Origin of the sequence: Planobispora longispora (assembly GCF_016863135.1) — a bacterium.
GTDB lineage: Bacteria > Actinomycetota > Actinomycetes > Streptosporangiales > Streptosporangiaceae > Planobispora > Planobispora longispora.
Genome location: NZ_BOOH01000057.1, coordinates 24,365 through 41,391, shown reverse-complemented (window position 1 = coordinate 41,391; position 17,027 = coordinate 24,365). Strand labels below are relative to the sequence as shown.

Annotated in this window: 10 protein-coding genes; 6 read left to right on the top strand and 4 right to left on the bottom strand. The window is 67.6% G+C overall.

The window, feature by feature from the left end; all coding sequences use genetic code 11:
- Position 1: 1 nt before the first annotated feature.
- Positions 2-898 carry an SIR2 family NAD-dependent protein deacylase gene (locus tag Plo01_RS32975; RefSeq protein WP_203894666.1) on the bottom strand — a complete coding sequence of 299 codons (897 nt, stop codon included), beginning with the start codon at positions 896-898 and terminating at the stop codon, positions 2-4.
- A 541-nt stretch (positions 899-1,439) separates the two neighbouring features.
- Between Plo01_RS32975 and fxsT (Plo01_RS32970) the strand changes: the two genes are divergently transcribed.
- Complete coding sequence (gene fxsT, locus Plo01_RS32970) at positions 1,440-3,968, top strand: FxSxx-COOH system tetratricopeptide repeat protein (protein WP_203894665.1); 2,529 nt, start codon at positions 1,440-1,442, stop codon at positions 3,966-3,968.
- Here the strand turns inward: fxsT (Plo01_RS32970) and Plo01_RS32965 are convergent.
- Both Plo01_RS32965 and Plo01_RS32960 read right to left on the bottom strand, forming a co-directional pair.
- Positions 3,920-5,281, bottom strand: a complete 1,362-nt coding sequence (locus Plo01_RS32965; protein ID WP_203894664.1) for an HEXXH motif domain-containing protein — start codon at positions 5,279-5,281, stop codon at positions 3,920-3,922. The two genes, fxsT (Plo01_RS32970) and Plo01_RS32965, sit on opposite strands and share 49 nt — an antisense overlap.
- The gene (locus tag Plo01_RS32960) at positions 5,278-6,516 is read right to left on the bottom strand and encodes an FxsB family cyclophane-forming radical SAM/SPASM peptide maturase (RefSeq protein ID WP_239317562.1); all 1,239 of its coding nucleotides are present in this window, start codon (positions 6,514-6,516) and stop codon (positions 5,278-5,280) included. Before Plo01_RS32960 ends, Plo01_RS32965 begins: the two co-directional genes overlap by 4 nt.
- 681 nt (positions 6,517-7,197) lie before the next feature.
- Here Plo01_RS32960 and Plo01_RS32955 point away from each other — a divergent pair.
- The gene (locus tag Plo01_RS32955) at positions 7,198-9,768 is read left to right on the top strand and encodes an FxsB family cyclophane-forming radical SAM/SPASM peptide maturase (protein ID WP_203894663.1); all 2,571 of its coding nucleotides are present in this window, start codon (positions 7,198-7,200) and stop codon (positions 9,766-9,768) included.
- Positions 9,769-9,818: 50 nt separating this feature from the next.
- Here Plo01_RS32955 and fxsT (Plo01_RS32950) read toward each other — a convergent pair whose 3' ends face one another.
- A complete protein-coding gene (gene fxsT, locus Plo01_RS32950; protein WP_203894662.1) occupies positions 9,819-12,386 on the bottom strand; it encodes an FxSxx-COOH system tetratricopeptide repeat protein in 2,568 nt (855 codons plus the stop codon).
- 262 nt (positions 12,387-12,648) lie between these two features.
- Here fxsT (Plo01_RS32950) and Plo01_RS32945 point away from each other — a divergent pair, with 262 nt between their 5' ends.
- The 4 genes from Plo01_RS32945 (at position 12,649) to Plo01_RS32930 (ending at position 17,009) form a co-directional block, all read left to right on the top strand.
- Positions 12,649-12,825, top strand: a complete 177-nt coding sequence (locus Plo01_RS32945) for an FxSxx-COOH-like cyclophane-containing RiPP peptide (protein ID WP_203894661.1) — start codon at positions 12,649-12,651, stop codon at positions 12,823-12,825.
- A 76-nt stretch (positions 12,826-12,901) separates the two neighbouring features.
- Entirely contained in the window at positions 12,902-13,816 is a 915-nt protein-coding gene (locus Plo01_RS32940) for an SIR2 family NAD-dependent protein deacylase (RefSeq protein WP_203894660.1), read from the top strand.
- 5 nt (positions 13,817-13,821) lie between these two features.
- Positions 13,822-15,810, top strand: a complete 1,989-nt coding sequence (locus Plo01_RS32935; RefSeq protein WP_203894659.1) for an nSTAND1 domain-containing NTPase — start codon at positions 13,822-13,824, stop codon at positions 15,808-15,810.
- A 161-nt stretch (positions 15,811-15,971) separates the two neighbouring features.
- Entirely contained in the window at positions 15,972-17,009 is a 1,038-nt protein-coding gene (locus Plo01_RS32930; RefSeq protein ID WP_203894658.1) for an LLM class F420-dependent oxidoreductase, read from the top strand.
- Positions 17,010-17,027 lie beyond the last annotated feature (18 nt).

Sequence of the window (17,027 nt, the reverse complement as noted above, 5' to 3'; positions counted from 1 at the left end):
TTCACTGAACCGACCCCATCCGTCGTCGCAGTTCCCCGCAGAACTGCTCGGAAGACCCCCAGAAGACGGAGATCTGCCAACCCTCGTAATACCTCGCCAGGTGATGCTTCACCTCGCGAAGGTTCGCTTTCCTGGGATCGGGCGTGGGCTCGAGCTGGATGCTCACGTGCCTGCGCCGGTTGATTCCCGGTACCGCTCTCAGCAATCCCCGGAACAGGACGCGGAAAGTCCAATCCTTCAGGCTGTAGCCGACGAACAACAGGGATCGCTTGGTCAGCGCCGCCAGGATGGAAGGAGGCAACATCTGCTTGCGGCCAGCGCTGTCAAGTGCGAGGTTGGTGAGGAACTCCAGATAGTCATCCTCGGCGACCACGATCGACACCGGATCACGAAGGCTGCCGTGCAGGTGATAGACAAGAGGCCGGTCCGCCTGTGGATTCCAGCCGTCCTCCCGGCTGAAGAGGTCCCCGGCATAGGGCACGTCCGCGTTCCAGGGGCAGAGCGCCGGGTTCGGGCGTTTTCCCACGGCCTTCAGTGATTGAACGATGAAATCGTCGTAGTTCGTGGTCAGGTAGACGGGGAGCGGAAAATTCGCGAGCAGGCCGTGCGGCTCCAGGAGATCCTGGAAGTCCGGCAGGCCCGAAGCACCCAGCTCGCTGCAGATCATGTTCTTGACGTACACGGCGTCGCCGTATTTTATCAACGCGAATTGCGCCACCCGGGGAAGCTCGTGGTCGTCGCCGTAGGGGTAACCCCATTTCTTCGCCAGCCGCCGGCTGAGTGCACTTCCAGCGGGGAGGGTACCCGTGCATGCGCCGGGTCCGAGAAAAGGCGTGCAGTCTCCGCTCTCCAACTGGTGGAGCAACCTCTCCCAGTCGGCGTCCACCATGTCATGCATGCACGGCACCACCTCACCAGCCGAGGGTCCAGAAGATCATGAACTGGATGCCGTACACACCCGGTGACGAGGCCAGCCTCGCTTGGAGGCGATGCCTCGCCCAGCCCATCGACGCGATAGGCCCGAGCGGGCATCGCATCCGCGCTTTTCCGATTCGGCGACCCTTCTGAGAGGAGGATCAATCCTCAGAAAGAACTCGAGAATCCCGCACTCGGAATCTGGTGCGCCTCCGACTGGTGAATCAGCTCTTCCAGCACCTTGCGCAGCTGCGCACTGTCAATTCCTTCGAGGTCTTTCAGTGACGGATCATGTCGCTCGACCGCAGAATTCACTTGAGCCCCCTGAGTCACAACCTGTCGGCCCTTTCGGTCATCCAAAAAGGCAGCAAAGCAACCACCCCTGCAGGAATCCACTCATGTCCACGCGCTCCGCGATTTTCTATCATCCGGACCGTCGAATCAACATCTAATGTGATAGCAGGGGTTTTCGGCACCGCCCGGCGGAGGTCACAGTGACGGAGCCTTCACAAGCGACGCATTCGATGCGGGACCGGCAGCCAGAGGTGTGGGAGAAAGTCCCACCGCGTAACCGGAACTTCACCGGCCGTGAGGAGCTTCTCGGCAGGCTACGTCACAAAGCCAATACGGTGACAGCCGTCGTCCCGCAGCCCCAGGCGCTCCAAGGCCTGGGCGGTGTCGGCAAGACCCATCTCGCCGTCGAGTACGCCTGGCGTTACCGGTCGCACTACGATCTCGTCTGGTGGATCCCCTCCGACCAGCGTGTTCTGGTCCCGTCGGCACTCGCGGCGATGGCGCCTCACCTCGGGCTGCCCCCGGCCTCCGCTACGGGTGTGGAGGAGGCGGCCGACGCGGTACGCAGGGCGTTGGAGAGCGGCGAGCCGTACCGCAAGTGGTTGCTGATCTTCGACAACGCCGAGGAGCCCGGCCAGATCGAGGAGTTCATCCCCCGGGGCCCCGGCCACGTCCTGATCACCTCGCGTAACCCCCACTGGGAGAACCACTTCGAGACCCTCCAGGTCGACGTGTTCGACCGGGAGGAGAGCCTGGAGTTCCTCAGGAAACGCCTGCACCGTGATATCCCGGCGAAGGACTCCTCCGTCCTCGCCGACAGGCTGGGAGATCTTCCGCTCGCACTGGAACAGGCCGGCGCGCTGCAGTACGAGACCGGCATGGCGATCGACGAGTACATCGAGCAGCTCGACAGGCAGACACGCAACCTGTTGAGTGCGAACCGGGCGCCGGGATATCCGATGTCGATGACCGCCGCCTGGAGGGTGTCGGTCTCGCTGCTGGAGGATCGCCTACCCGAAGCGATCAAGGTGCTGCGGTGCTGTGCCTTCTTCGGTCCCGAGCCGATCCCCAGAGACGTGTTCCGCAGAGGCAACCAAGTCCTGCTCCGGGAGGACGGCCCCGGCGCCTCCCAGCTCGCCGCGGTTCTGTCCGATCCCATCATGCTGAGCAAGACACTGGGCGAACTGCGGCGCTTCGCCCTGGCCCGGATCGACCCCGAGACCCGGACGATCCAAGTCCACCGCCTCGTCCAGGCACTGCTCCGCGACGATCTGCCCGAGGAGGAGCGGGCCAAGGCCCGCCACGAGGTTCATCTGCTGCTGGCGGGCGCCGCCCCGGCCTCTCCCGAGACCACCGGCAAGTGGAGTGAGTTCAACGAACTGGTGGCGCACATCATCCCTTCCGGGCTGGCGGAGTGCACCGATCCGAGAGTCCGCGAGTTCGCTCTGAACAGCGTCCGCTACCTCTACCAGGCGGGGAGTTACCAGCCCGCCCTCGGCTTCGTGGACGAGTTCATCGGCAGGTGGACGGCGGCCGACGGGCCAAGGCACAAGGATGTCCTGGTGGCGCGGGTGCATCGTGGCAACATCCTGCGGGGGCTCGGCCGGTACACCGAGGACTACGAGAGCACCGGCAAGACCTTGCGGGAAATGCGGGACGCCCTCGGGCCCGAGCACCCCGAGACCCTGTGGGCGGCCGCCGGCTACGGGGGCTCCCTGCGTGCCCGCGGTGAGTTCCTCCCCGCCCGGGAACTGGATGAGGAAACCCTGGCGGCTCATGAGCGGCTTTTCGGGCGGGAGAACCCGATGACCCTGCGCGCCCTGCACAATTTCGCCCTTGATTACGCCCTCACCAGTGACTACGCGCGCTCGCGGGACCTGCACCGAGACGCGTACCGGGGGCAGAGCAACGTGCGGGAGGGCGTCAGTGAGAACGCGTTCCTGCTGTCGTTGAACGGACTGGCCAGGTCCGTACGGCTCTCCGGTGACTACAAAGAAGCCTGTGACCTGGGAGACGAGGCTTACGAGTACGGCCTTCAGCGGTTGTCCCCCGACCACCCCACCACCCTGCACGCTGCCCGGGACCTGTCTATCGCGCGACGCAGGGCGGGCAACCTCGCCGAGGCCCTGGAACTCGCCCGCGAGACCCACGTCCGGCTCAAGCGGATCCTGGGGGACGGCCACCCCGACACGATGGCCGCCGCGATCAACGTCTCCAACACCCTGCGCACCGCTGGGGAGACCGACGAGGCATTCATGATCGCGGAGGGGACCGTACGCCGCTATCCCGAGGTGTTCGGCGAGGAGCACCCCTTCACCCATGCCTGCCGGATCAACCTGGCGATCCTGTACCGGCTGCGAGGGGACGCCGACCGTGCCCGGACCATCGATGAGGCGGCCTTGGAACGCCTGGCAGCCCAACTGAGCCGGAGACACCACTACTCGCTGACCTGTGCCGTCAACCTCGCCACGGATCTCGCCACGCTGGGAGAACCGGCCCGGGCGCGGGAAATCGGTGAGGAAACTCTGGAGAGGCTCCGCAAGGTCTTCGGTCCTGACCATCATCTGACGCTCATCTGCACCTCCAATCTCATCCTCGACCTGAGGGCAGTGGGCGCCGATGAGGAGGCCGACCTGCTCCACTCCGACACGAGGCGCCGTTTCGACCCGCCCGGGGGATCCGCGACGGATCCCCCCGACCTCGTCGCGGTCTACGAGGGGCGGCGCGTCGACTGCGACTTCGATCCGCCGCCGATCTGACCCCGTACAGCCCCAGCATGAGCGCTGTGGCGGAGCCACTCCTCCCGGTGCCAGGCGGCCTCCCGGTGAGCCTGCCCGGCCGCCGCGAGGTCCACCGGTTCCTGGAACAGGGACTCCAGCGCGCACCTCACTCCGGTGACGAACTCCCGGCCCCGCTCCGTCAGGCTCCCGCTCTCCAGGAGCGTGCCGGTGACCAGGTGAGCCCCCTCACGCCACCGGACCAGTTCGACCTGTCCCCGGAACGCCGCGGCCCCCCGCTCGGCACCGATCTGGCGACGCCAGAAATCCGCCACGCCCAGGAACGCGTACACCCCCTGCAACAGCCCGTAGGCGGGACGGGGGTCGGGTCTCCACGGGGCGTAATAACGCCGCCCGTCGTCCGGCCGGGTCAGGGCCACCATGTCGGTCAGCGCCCTGAGCTTCGCGTGCTGGATCTCATGCGCGAATGTGGCCGCGAAGCCGAGGCTGTGCCGGGGTGCGGAGAGCGCGATCGTCCCGAACGTCTCACTCGCACTCGCGCTCTTCTGGCCGAAGATCGGTTGCTTGATCGGGGTGAGTACGCGGATCGCCGCGGTGACCTCCTCCGCGACGGTCCAGTGGTTGTCTGCCAGGATGCGCCAGGCGCCGTTCAGACGTGACTGCCAGGTACGGCGCTGCTGGAGTGTCATCCGTGTTTCCACCTCACCGCCATTCGGCCACCGGTAGGGGTCGAGGTCGTCGACGACCAAGGTGAAGCCCGGGACCACCGGGAGCCCGTGCAGAGCCCGCCAGCCGGTCCCATCTCCGGACGGGTCCACCCGGACCACGGATCCGCCGATGCCGAGGACGGCTCCGGCCCCGTCCGGCCGGACGGCGACATCGGCGGCACCGTCGAGGCCGGAGGGGAGAGTCACCTCTCCCAGTGATGGCAGCATGAGCGTCCTCCCCCTGACCGGTATGCGCACTTCGCAGGCCTTCTGTGCCCTGATCGCGGCCGCCACGGCCAGGGTGCCCAGCCGCCCCGGGTCCTCCTCCGCGGGCGTTCCCCCGCGCAGCGACCGGTAGGCACGCCACGCCCACGCCCCCGCGGCGGGATGTCTCAGCACGTCGTCGACCGCCGGGGGTTCCAGTTCCACCAGAAGGCGGTAGGTACGAGCTGCCAGCTCGGCGTGGGGGTGATCGGTCTCTCTCGACTCCTCGACGACGCCGCGCACCAGCATCATGGTCTTGATCCGCTGCCAGGCTCGCAGTTCTTCGACCGCCTCGGCCCCTCCCCCGCCCGCTGCCAGCTCGGTGAACGTCTTGTCGGAGACCTGGCGCGGTATGAGCTTCATCGGCTCCCCTTCAGACGGCTGATGTCGCGGAGTACTCTCGCGCGGATGTGCGTGATGAGCCGGTGGAGGTCGGGGCAGTAGACCGACGGTCCCAGGAAGCCCCCGGTGGTGCTGTAACGATGGGCGTACAGGCCCCCGCCGCAGACGGAGACGATGTCGCAGCCACGGCACACCGGTGAGAGCGCACGCTCCCCTATCTGCCGCGCCACGATCGCGGGATGCCGGAGGACCGCGTCGAACGAGTCGCGCAGGATGTGCATCCGGGTTGCGGCGGCCCCGGGGTAGCTGGACTTCAGGATGTCCGACTGCTCGATGCTGCCGTCGGTCTCGATGACGGCCATCCTCACCGGTGACAGCCCCACCGTCTCGGTGCGGGAGTCCTGCCCCAGCAGCAGGCGCATGATCTCTGTGAAGAACCGGATCTCCGTCTCCTGCGACGGAGATCCGTACCACCGGTCGAAGATCGGAATCAGCCAGTCGGCGTACGGCGTGGCGGACGAGTCCGGATCTCGGAAGGGCGGGGGCGTGACCCAGTTGCCGTGCGGAAGTAGGAAGTCGATCGCCGGGGGATCGAAAGCGAGAAGCGCCTCGTAGGTCGCCAGCGGGTCGTTGCGGATGTCGATAGTGCAGAGCAGCCCGCTGAACAGGTGGTGGAAGGGGCCGGAGGCCAGGCGGCGGAGCGAGGCCGAGACCGCCGTGTGGCTTCCCTTCCCGTTGAAGAACCTCCGATGCCGGTCCTGCGCCTGTTCGTCACCGTCCAGACTCACCCCCACCCGGATCTCCAGGTGCTCGAAGAGCCGCAGGAACGCCTCGTCGAGGCGGAGCCCGTTGGTCTGTATGCTCACTCGGACGCGTGTTCCGACGTCGGCGACCTCGGTCCTGATCACGCGTACGGCGTAGGAGATGAAGTCCGGCCCGGCCAGCAGCGGCTCCCCGCCATGCAAGATCACTTCCACCTCAGCCAGTTCATGCACAGCGGCGTGTTCGGCGATACGCCGCGCCGTACAGTCCACGGTCGTCTCGGACATGCGGCGGGGCTGCGTTCTCCAGGACTGGTCGACCATTTCGTACATGTAGCAGTAGTCACAGGAAAGATCGCAGTTACTGTGAATCTTCAGAACGAACTGGCAAAAAGAGAGAGGCCTCCATCCCGAGGTAAGAAGGCCATCTACATCAAGCGTGGCCGGAAACGCGTTTCCGGGCGGCAGATTTTCAAGTTCAGGATCATCGAGCAACGGTGCCACACCCCCTCTTTGACCAGTGTCTCCCCCTACATCCTGAGATCAGGGACGGAATGCCGGACAGTTTCCCACTCAGCCCTTTCATGGCCATCGGGGAGACACAACGTGATCAGCAGGTAGACGACCTCAAGGGGGCCCGTGAACACACTGCCCTTGGCATCCGTATGCTGCGATGGCCACGTCGAGCGCTAGACAGAAATCAGTGAGGTTGGCGTGCCGATCGCCACCAGACCCACCAACCGATCCGAACTACCCGCATCGCCTCACGCGATCACCAGAGGCGCCACCACCAAGATCGCAATTAAACGACACAAGTGTGTGAGAACCGCCATCGACAGACTGCAGCGGCCACAAGGGTTCCGGATAAACCAATACAAAGCAAGACTTCACCATTGAAAAAATCACCAGGCCATCCAGATAAGGGATGTCCATAAAGCTATTTTTGGACGCCACATAGTTCGCCTCAGGGGTCCAACGAGCATGCCCCTACCCCTGATGCACTACTCTCATTCGCACGGTTTCCCTGAGCCGCTAGGCTCCGATGCCGTTACCTCGTCGTGCCCTCGGCGCGATACACCCGCTGGATACACCCATTAGTGTAGACTTGCTCGTTTTTCCTCTTCTGTGCTCCCTTTTCGGGCGTGCCATTAACACGGTTCCACACGGAGGCTGATAGTGCACGAGTGGCCGTCGACGCTCAATGTCGGCGAGCTGATGGCCGGCGGGTGGCAGCCGACCCCGTTCCGGCAGTTCATCCTGAAGATTCACAGCCGCTGCGACCTGGCCTGCACATATTGCTACGTGTATGAAATGGCAGACTCCAGCTGGCAGACCCGCCCGAAACGGATGTCGCCGCAGACCGTGACCGCTGCAGTCGCCCGGATCGCCGAGCATGCCCGCGCCCACGAGCTCGATGAGATCGAGATCATCCTGCATGGCGGCGAACCACTGCTCGCCGGTCGGGAGGCGATCCGTGACATCGTCACCCTGACCCGTGCGGCGGTGGGCGGGGGCACCCGGGTCAAGGTGAGCTTACAGACCAACGCCACACTGCTCGATCGCTCCTACCTCGAGCTCTTCAGCGAGCTGGACGTCCGGGTCGGGGTGAGCCTCGACGGCGACGGGACGATGCACGACCGCAGTCGCCGCCGCGCGAACGGCCAGGGCAGCCACTCCGCCGTCGTGAAGGCCCTCGACCTGCTGACCTCGCCTCCCTACCGCCACCTCTTCGCCGGCCTCCTGTGCACCGCCGACCTCAGGAACGACCCTCTCGGCGCCTATGAGGCGCTCCTCGGGTTCGATCCGCCCGCGATCGACTTCCTGCTCCCCCACGGCAACTGGTCGGCGCCCCCTCCCGGCCTGGATCCGGCCGCCGAGGCGACGCCGTACGCCGACTGGCTGATCCCGATCTTCGACAGCTGGTACGGCGCGCCTCGCGCACCCACCCGGATCCGGATGTTCAGCGAGATCGTCCACCTCCTGCTGGGAGGCGCGTCCGCGACCGAGCAGGTCGGACTCTCTCCCGCCGGCATGGTGGTAGTGGAGACCGACGGCGCCATCGAGCAGTCCGATTTCTTGAAGTCCGCCTATGAAGGAGCGCCCGAGACCGGGCTGCACGTGACGCGCGACTCCTTCGACGACGCCCTGCTCCTGCCCTCGGTCGCCGCTCGCCAGATCGGCCCTCTGGCCCTGTCGGAGACCTGCCGGCGCTGTCCCGTCTCGGCGGTCTGCGGAGGCGGCCTGTACGCCCATCGTTACCGCGAGGGCAACGGTTTCGCGAATCCCTCGGTCTACTGCCGGGACCTTCTCCGTCTCATCACCCACATCAAACACACCGTCGAGGCGGACCTGGCGGCGCGGGCCGAAGCGCGTCGAACCCGGCTCCCGTCTCAAGCACGCCCTCAGCGCCGACCTGTCGGCACAGATCAAGGAACGTCGATGAACCTGCGTGAGCACCGTATCTCCAGGAAGGTGTTCCTGGAACTGGCCTCGGGCGGAGGCGGCGCCCACGCCGTCGCCCAGCTCGCCACCGCGCAGCGCAGCAAGCATGTGCTCCTCGTGCGCGGCGTGCTGGAGACCGCGCGGACGGCCGGTCATCCACAGGCCACCACCGCGCGGCGGGCCTACGACCTGCTCGCCGCCATTCAGCGGCGGCACCCCGAGGCCGTGGACACCGTCCTGCGTCACCCTTCGGTGGGGGCCTGGGCCCGGCACACGATCACCGCGCTCAGGACCGGCCGTGAGGACGCGGCACCGGCCCAGCTCGCGGCTCTGGCTGCGGCTGCGGCGATCCGGTCCCGCACGACGTGCGAGATCGACGTTCCCGCGGTCGAAGGCATAGTGACGTTGCCGTCGCTGGGTCAGGCTGTCCTGGCGCCGACCGTCTCGGAGGCGACGGTGCAGTGCTTCGACGACGGCGCGGACGTCACGGCGGACAGCATGCTGGTCCGGGTCCCCCGTGACCCGCGCCAGGACGCACCCGGGTGGAGAGGCCTGCGGACCCTGTCCACCGAGAGCGGCGGTGCGCCGCTCCACCTGATCATCGATGACCTCGATCCCTACCGCATGCCCGAGACGCCGAACATAGGCGAACGGCTCACCACCCGGGAGGCCGAACGCTGGCAGTCGACCCTGGACGGGGCCTGGGAACTGCTCGTACGGCACCACCAGGCGGTGGCCGAGGAGGTCGCCACCGCGATCAGCGTGCTCACCCCGCTGACGCCTCCCGCGCAGGGTCAGTCCAGCGCGACCTCCCGGGAGACGTTCGGCTGCGTCGCGCTGTCCACCCCGCCGGACGTTCCCACCCTCGCGGTCACGCTGACGCACGAGACACAGCACGCCAAGCTGTCGGCCCTGCTCGACATCGTCCCGCTGGCCAAGCCCGACGACGGCTCCCGTTACTACGCTCCGTGGCGGCCCGATCCGCGTCCGGTCCCCGGTCTGCTCCAGGGCGCCTACGCCTACCTCAGCGTGACCGACTTCTGGAGACGCCAGCGGCACCTGGAGACGGGCGAGGCCGCAGTGGAGGCCGGCGCCGAATTCTCCCGGTGGCGTGAGGCCGCACGGCTGGTGACCGGCACCCTCATCGACAGCGGCCGGCTGACCGACGAGGGCATGGTCTTCGCCTCCGAGATGGCCAGGCGGCTCGACCACTGGGCGCACGAGACGGTGCCGCCCGATGCCCGCGAGCTGGCCCGCGAGCGCGCCGACCGCCATCTGACCCGGTGGCGCGAGACGAACGGCTGACGACGAACGGCCGACGGAATCCGGCCTCCCGGAACGCCCTCCGGAGACGTTCAGAGTGCGGGCGGGTCGAAGTCGAAGTCGAGCCGCTCGCGCGCCCGCGCCGCCCGGGCGTCGGGGTGGTCCTCACCCAGCACCTCCCGGTAGCGGTTGATGGTGTCGTCCTCCAGAGCTTCGGCCCGATCCACCTCGCCGCCCGCTCGCAGGTCCACCACCAGGTTCGCGGCCGAGGCCAGCGTCAGCGGATGGTCCTCTCCCAGGAGGCTGCGCAGTTTGTCCAGGGTGTCCTCGCCGAGCCTCCGCGCCTCGTCGTTGTCTCCCAGCGTGGCGTAGTCGCTGGCCAGATTGATGGCGCAGGTCAGGGAGTAGTGGTGGTCGCGGCCGAGTCCGCTGTCGAACCCGTCCAGGGACTTCTGGTCGAGGCGGCGGGCCTCCTCGACGTCGCCGTTGACCCGCAGGAGCAGGGCGAGGTTCATGTCGCAGCCGTGCTTGAAGGGATGGTCCGCCCCGAAGACCCGCTCATATCGATCAGCGGTGTCCCGCAGCAGCTCCAGCGCCTCGGCCACCCGGCCCATGGTGCGCAGCGTGTTGGCCAGGCAGAGAGCGGTGGCCAGCGTGTCGGGGTGGTCGGGACCGAACAGGCGCTCCTCACGGTCGAACGTCTGCTCTGCGATCTCGAACGCCTCGTCGATCAGTCCGGCCCGCCGTTTGGCGATGGAGAGGTCCTTGGCCGTCCGCAGCGTCCAGGGATGGTCGGCGCCCAGTTCCAGCAGGCCGAACTCGTGGGCGTCCTCGCCCACGTCACAGGCCTCGAGGTAGTTGCCCCTCAGCCGTACGATGCGGGCCAGGCCGTTCCAGGCGATGAGCTTCGCCTGCTGATTGGACTCCCGGCTCCGGGAGTATCTGCTGAAAGCCTCGTTCTGGAGCTCGAAGGCTTGCGCGTAGTCACCGACCAGCAGGTAGTCGACGGCGAGGTTGTTCATGGCACGCAGTGTCCCGGCGTCGTCCTCTCCGAACTTCTCCCGGTGCAGGGCCAGCGATCTCCGGTCGTGCTCCAGGGCCGCGGCGAAGTCGCCGCGCGTCCGGAAGTCCGCACCGTGGCTGTTGGTGAGGAGGACGGTCTCCTCGTGTCTCGGCCCGAGGACCGTCTGCATCCGGGACAGGGTCTCCTGATTGATCTCGAAAGCCTCCGCGTAGGCACCGAGTTCACGCAGGACGATGCCGAGCTGCCCCTGCGCCAGGAGCACCGACTCGTCGTCGGCTCCGCTGACGACCTCCCACTCCCCGAGGAGTTCCTGGATGAGGTCGCGCGCGGACCGGTAGTCGCCCGAGGAGTAGAGGTAGCGCACCATGTTGAGGGCGAAGCGGCGGACGGAGGGCTCCTGGCACCGCTTCACCCGGGCAGGGGTCACGTGACCGAGCAGCGCCCCGTAGCGGGGCCAGCTCTCGGCGTCGTCCGGCCGGTGCTTCGCCACCGCGGCCGTCAGCAGGAGATGCACCTCGTGCCGGAACGCCGGGCGGTCCTCCTCTCCCACCTCGTCACGCAGGAGGGCCTGGACGAGCCGGTGGACCTGGATGGTCCGGCTCCCCGAGTCGATGCGGGCGAGGGCGTAGCGGCCCAGTTCTCTGATCGCCTTGCTCAGCTGGAGCGCGTTGCCCAGCAGTTCCTTGAGGCGCGACTGGGCCATGAACTCCTCGTCGAGCGTCCCGAAGACGTCTCGCGGGATGGGCTCGGGCCCGAAGAACGCGCAGCAGCGCAGGAGATCCACCGCTTCGGGCAGCTTCGCCGCCAGCTGGGACACCGACAACGACCACGCGGCCGTCATCGACAGCGGGTAGTCCGAGGGTTTGCTGGCATCGAGCAGCTGGCCCGCGTGCTCGTCCAGGAGCCGCAGGTACTCGTCCACCGACATGCCCGTCTCGGCGTGGAGCGCCCCGGCCTGCTCGAGCGCCAGCGGCAGGTCCCCCAGCTTCTCGGCCAGCCGGTCCGCGTCCTCGGTGCTGATGCCCTTGACGACCCTCCTCTGCAGGAACGCGATGCTCTCGGGCCGGGTGAAGACGTCGACGGGAACGGTGCCGACCTCTCCCTGCCAGGCGTGGTTGCGGGAAGTGATCAGCACGTGTCCCGGGCCGTGCGGAATCATGCCTTCCAGGCTCTCGGGCTGCTCGGCGTTGTCGAAGATGAGCAGCCATCTGGAGTAGGGCTCTCCCCTGCGCAACGCGTCCAGCACGCTCATGGCGGCGTCCTCGATGCCCGCGGAGCTGGCCGAGGGCAGCCCGAGACGCGGCGCGAGACTCGCCAGGGCCGCACGCACGAGCATCGGCTGGTCCGCCGGGATCCACCACACCAGGTCGTATTCGTGCTGGAACCGGTAGGCGTACTCGATGGCGACCTGCGTCTTGCCGACTCCTCCGTACCCCTGGAGAGCCCCGATGCCTTCGGAGATCAGGGAACCCTGCAGGGAGACGACCGCCGTGACGTCGGAGGTGACCCCCGCGCGCAGTTTCTCCAGGAGATCCTCCCTCCCGGTGAAGTTCCTGTTCCGCTGCGGCACCTTGCCCCAGACCTGAGGCTGCGCCGTCAGTGCCCGGGAGGAGTCCGACGATGGGGAAATCGGCATGCGACCGCCTCCGCTCGCTCGATTCGAGATCATCTTAAACTCCCGGCCGCGAAAGCGCATGGGTCACGACGCCAGATTCCCGTGCGGCTTCCACGTGACCACAAACCACGCAAACCCTTCCTCTTCTCCTGGTTGAGACACGAAACTCCACAGTTAGGAGGAGGTGGCACGGTGGAAAGAAAGCGAGTACGATAACGCGCGCGCCGCCATTCAAAGGCTCCGCGCCTTTTAGAACGCCTATGCCACAGTGCGGGGGAGCCACATGAGCGAGGAGTCTCGCACCGGTGCCGACGAGTACAAGAGCGGCTTGATTGACGTAAGCGCCTACACTCTTGATGATCTCGACAACATTTCCGAGTCGAGCCTTGACGTCGCATTGGCACGATTGCTTGACGCTCAGGACGTCGGCCCCGTGGCAGGCTTCTCCTCAGCCTTGTAAATCTTGACTCCGGCGCCACCGGTGTGGGACATAGAGTGTTATAAGGGATCCATTTCTCGACACTCAGGGTGGCACGGTGGACGAGGAGGACTGGCGGAGGTTGGTCGACCAACTCCACAAAGGTGAGTGCACGCCCTTCCTCGGTGCGGGAGCCAGTCTGACACTTCCCACCGGCACCACGCTGAGCAAGATCTTCGCGGCCCGCTACGGTTATCCGTTCACCGACGACCACAACCTCGCTCGCGTCATGCAGTACACCGAGTCGGTCGTCCGGGATCCGGTGTACCTCAAGGGAAAGGTCTGCGACGAGCTCCAGTCGTACCGGCGGCCGTCCCCGCACGATCCCGCCAACCCTCATGCCCTGCTGGCGAAGTTTCCCCTGCAGACGTTTCTCACCACGAACTACGACGACTTCCTCGTCGAAGCCCTCAACGCGATGGGCAAGCAGCCGCACAGCGCCATCTCCCCCTGGCAGATGGACACGACCGGCGGCAAGAAACCGCGCACCACCGCCTCCCACTGGCACCGGGACGCGACCGACGAGGTCGGTCTCCCGGAGCCCACCGCGGACCGGCCCCTCGTCTATCACCTGCACGGCTCCTGGCACCAGCCCTCCTCACTGGTGCTGACCGAGTCCGACTACCTCACCTACCTCGTCAACATGGTCGACGCGGCGGCGAACGACGGCAAGCACCCGCTGCCGATTCCGGTCCTCCGGGCGATGACGTTCCACCCGCTGCTCTTCATCGGCTACAGCCTGCAGGACTGGACGTTCCGGGTGCTCTTCCACGGCCTGGCGCGCAGCACCCCGCGCAGCAACCAGCGCAGGCACGTCAGCGTGCAGATGATGCCGGAGGTCAGCGTCTCGCCGGGCGACGCGGCCGACAAGGCGAGGCGATACCTGACCCACTATCTCAACGGCTGGAACATCTCGATCTTCCTCGGCACCGCGTCGGAGTTCTGTGAGCAAATCCGGCGCAGAATGGGGTGAGCGCCGTGGCGACCGCGACACGCAGGGAAGACAGGGCGATCCAGCCGTACGTCGGGCTGCGCCCTTACGAGCAGAGCGAGCATCCGCTGTTCTTCGGACGCGCGCAGGAGTCCCGCGACATCGCCACCGTCTGGCAGGCCACCGGTCTCACCGTGCTGTACGGTGCGTCGGGGGTGGGCAAGACCTCCCTGCTGAACGCGGGGATCCTGCCCCGCATCGACAGCGAGCGCGCCGACGTGCTGCCGGTGGCCCGGGTGGCACCAGGAGGGATCACCGTGCTCTCGCCGCGGGTTCCCGGCAATCCCTACATCCTGGCGCTGTTGTCGGCCTGGTCGCCGGAGGAGCCGCTGTCCTCCGTGGTCGGGCTGACGGTCAGCGAGTTCCTGTACCGCCGTCCGAAGCGAGCCGACCAGTACGGTGACCCGGTCCCCATCCTGGCCGCCATCGACCAGGCCGAGGAACTGTTCAGCGGCCCGGTCCAGCGGGAGACGGAGCGGGAGGACCTGCTGAAACAGCTGGCGCAGGCGGTGGAGGACCACGACGGGCTGCATCTGCTCCTGTCCCTGCGCGAAGAGCACGTGGCCGCGGTCCTGCCGTACGAGCGCCCGCTGGGCCACGGCTCGCGGACGCGGTTCCACCTGCGTCCGCTCAAGCGCGCCGCCGCGCTCGACGCCGCGACCAAGCCTCTGGAGTACACCGCCCGCTCCTTCGCGCCCGGCGCCGCCGAGCTGCTCATCGACGATCTGCGCACCGTGGAGATCGTCGACGACGAGGGACGCGTCACCGAAATCGAGCTGGACGTGGTCGAACCCGTACAGCTCCAGATCGTCTGCTCCTCGCTGTGGGAGTCCCTGCCGCCGGAGCTCACCGAGATCACCGAGGAGCACGTCCACCTGCATGTGGACGTCGACCGGTTCCTCACCGGTTTCTGCAAGGACGTCCTCACCCGTGTCGCAGCAGAGCAGGGTGTTCCGGTGACCGAGATCCAGTACTGGCTGCGCAACAACTTCGTGACCGAGCACGGGACGCGTCACATCGTCAACGAAGGGCTCCAGAAGACGGCCGGCATGCCGAACGCCGTGGCCAGGGCGCTGGAGGACTGCCATCTCCTCAAGGCGGAGCACCGCCTGGGCACCCGCTGGTACGAGCTGCAGCACGATCGCCTGATCGCCGCGGTGCGCCAGCCGGAACGCCCCGCCACCTACCTGGTGGACGCGCGGGCGGCGCTGGCGCGCCAGGACTGGGAGACGGCGGGCAAGCTCGCGGACGAGGCGATCCGCGCGGCGGAGTTCGACGAGGTGTGGGTCCAGGCCGAGGCGCAGGAGATCCTGGGCAAGGCCGCGGCCGCGCGAGGCGAGATCGTGACCGCCCGGCATCTGTTCAGGAAAGCCGCCGAGACCTTCTCGATGCTTCAGCAGTTCGACGGGGTGGCCCGGGCGCTGACCGCGGACGGGCTGCTCTGGCTGGCACAGCGTGATTACGCCATGGCCGTGGAGGTGCTCAAATCGGCGCTCAGCTGGGCGCCCAACGACCCGCCCACCCAGCTGGCCCTCGGACAGGCTCTCTGGCGGCTGGGACAGCCGCGTGCCGCTCTCACCTTCCTCAACGGCACCCTGGCGCTCGCGGACCGGCCGCCGGCCGAGGCCCTCGCCCTGCGCGGAGAGATCCACGCGGACATGGACATGGCCTCGGAGGCTCTGCGGGATCTGAACCGGGTGCGGGAGAACCAGGAGCCCGGCACGGTCGCGGCGCGGGCGCTGGCGCTCGCCCTGGCGGGACGGTTCGACGCGGCCGAGCAGGAGATGCTCGACGCCCTCGCCGCGGAGTCCGGCAGCGGGCCGGTCATGCTCCGGGCCGCCCGCGTCAACGCCCTGCTCGGCCGGGAGGCCAAGGCCGCGGAGCTGGTCTCACGGGCACTCGGCGCGCTCGACCCGGCGCTCCCGCCGCACCTGCGCAAGCAGGGCGAGGAACTGGCCCGGCGGCTGTCGGCGTGACACGTGCCACCCCGTCACTAAATACGACATTTCGGAAAATACGTCTATTCCACAATAAATCCCGCTTATCGATATACACACCCTTTATTGGGATATGCCCTGTGCGAGACGCCTGCTTCCGGAGATGATGCGATCACGATCGGAACGAGCGAGGAGGCGTCGTGCGTCTGGGATTCAGCATCGGCACCCTGGGGCCCGTCGCGGCGGGGCCGGACGAGCAGCTGAGGCTGGCCCGGGAGGCGGAGCGGCTGGGGTACGAGTCGCTCTGGGCCTCCGAGGGGTACGGCGCCGACCCGGCGACCACGCTGGCCTGGCTGGCGGCCGGGACCGGGCGCATCGAGCTGGGCAGCGGGATCATCCAGATCTCCGGCCGCACCGCCGTGGCGACCGCCATGGCGGCGGCGACGATCGACCGCCTGTCCGGCGGCCGGTTCCGGCTGGGCCTGGGCGTCTCCGGCCCGCAGGTGACGGAGGGGTGGCACGGGCGCCGCTACGAGCGGCCCCTGGCCCACCTGCGCGACTACGTGCGGGTCGTCCGTACCGCGCTGGCCCGGGAGCCCGTGCGCCACTCCGGGCCCACCCTGGAGCTGCCCCTGCCGGACAGCCGCGGCAAGGCGCTGACCCTGGCCATCGAGCCGGTACGGCAGCCGCTCCCGATCCACCTGGCGGCGATGGGCCCCAAGGCGATCTCGCTCGCCGGGGAGATCGCCGACGGGTGGCTGCCGATCCACTTCCCGCCCGAGCACGTGGCGGAGTCCCTGACGCACCTGCGCGCGGGCGCCCGCCTGGCCGGGCGCGATCCCGCCGAGGTGGCCGTCACCCCGATGGTGATGGCGATGGTGGACGACGACGCCGACTACGCCCGGGACATGGTCCGCCCGATGCTGGCGCTGTACCTGGGCGGCATGGGCAGCAGGGAGGTCAACTTCTACAACCGGCTGGCGCACCGCCTGGGGTTCGCCGACGCGGCGGCCCGCGTCCAGGACGCCTACCTCGACGGCGGGATGGGCGATGCGATGGAGGAGCTGCCCGACGACGTGGTGGACGCGCTGACGCTCTGCGGCACCCCGGACCGGGTGCGCGAGCGGCTGGACGCCTACCGGAAGGCGGGGGCGACGACCCTCATCGCCGGGTTGAACGCCCCCAGCCTTGACGACCGCCTCGAACAGCTCGGCTGGCTGGCGGAGCTCGCCTCCTGACCCACGCCTCGGGACCGC

What these genes read in the sequence shown, in the direction of transcription:
- Plo01_RS32945 (WP_203894661.1), top strand. Translation starts at nt 12,649, where the DNA reads ATGAGCGAGGAGTCTCGCACCGGTGCCGACGAGTACAAGAGCGGCTTG.
- fxsT (WP_203894662.1), bottom strand. Translation starts at nt 12,386, where the DNA reads ATGCCGATTTCCCCATCGTCGGACTCCTCCCGGGCACTGACGGCGCAG.
- Plo01_RS32975 (WP_203894666.1), bottom strand. Translation starts at nt 898, where the DNA reads ATGCATGACATGGTGGACGCCGACTGGGAGAGGTTGCTCCACCAGTTG.
- Plo01_RS32965 (WP_203894664.1), bottom strand. Translation starts at nt 5,281, where the DNA reads ATGAAGCTCATACCGCGCCAGGTCTCCGACAAGACGTTCACCGAGCTG.
- fxsT (WP_203894665.1), top strand. Translation starts at nt 1,440, where the DNA reads ATGCGGGACCGGCAGCCAGAGGTGTGGGAGAAAGTCCCACCGCGTAAC.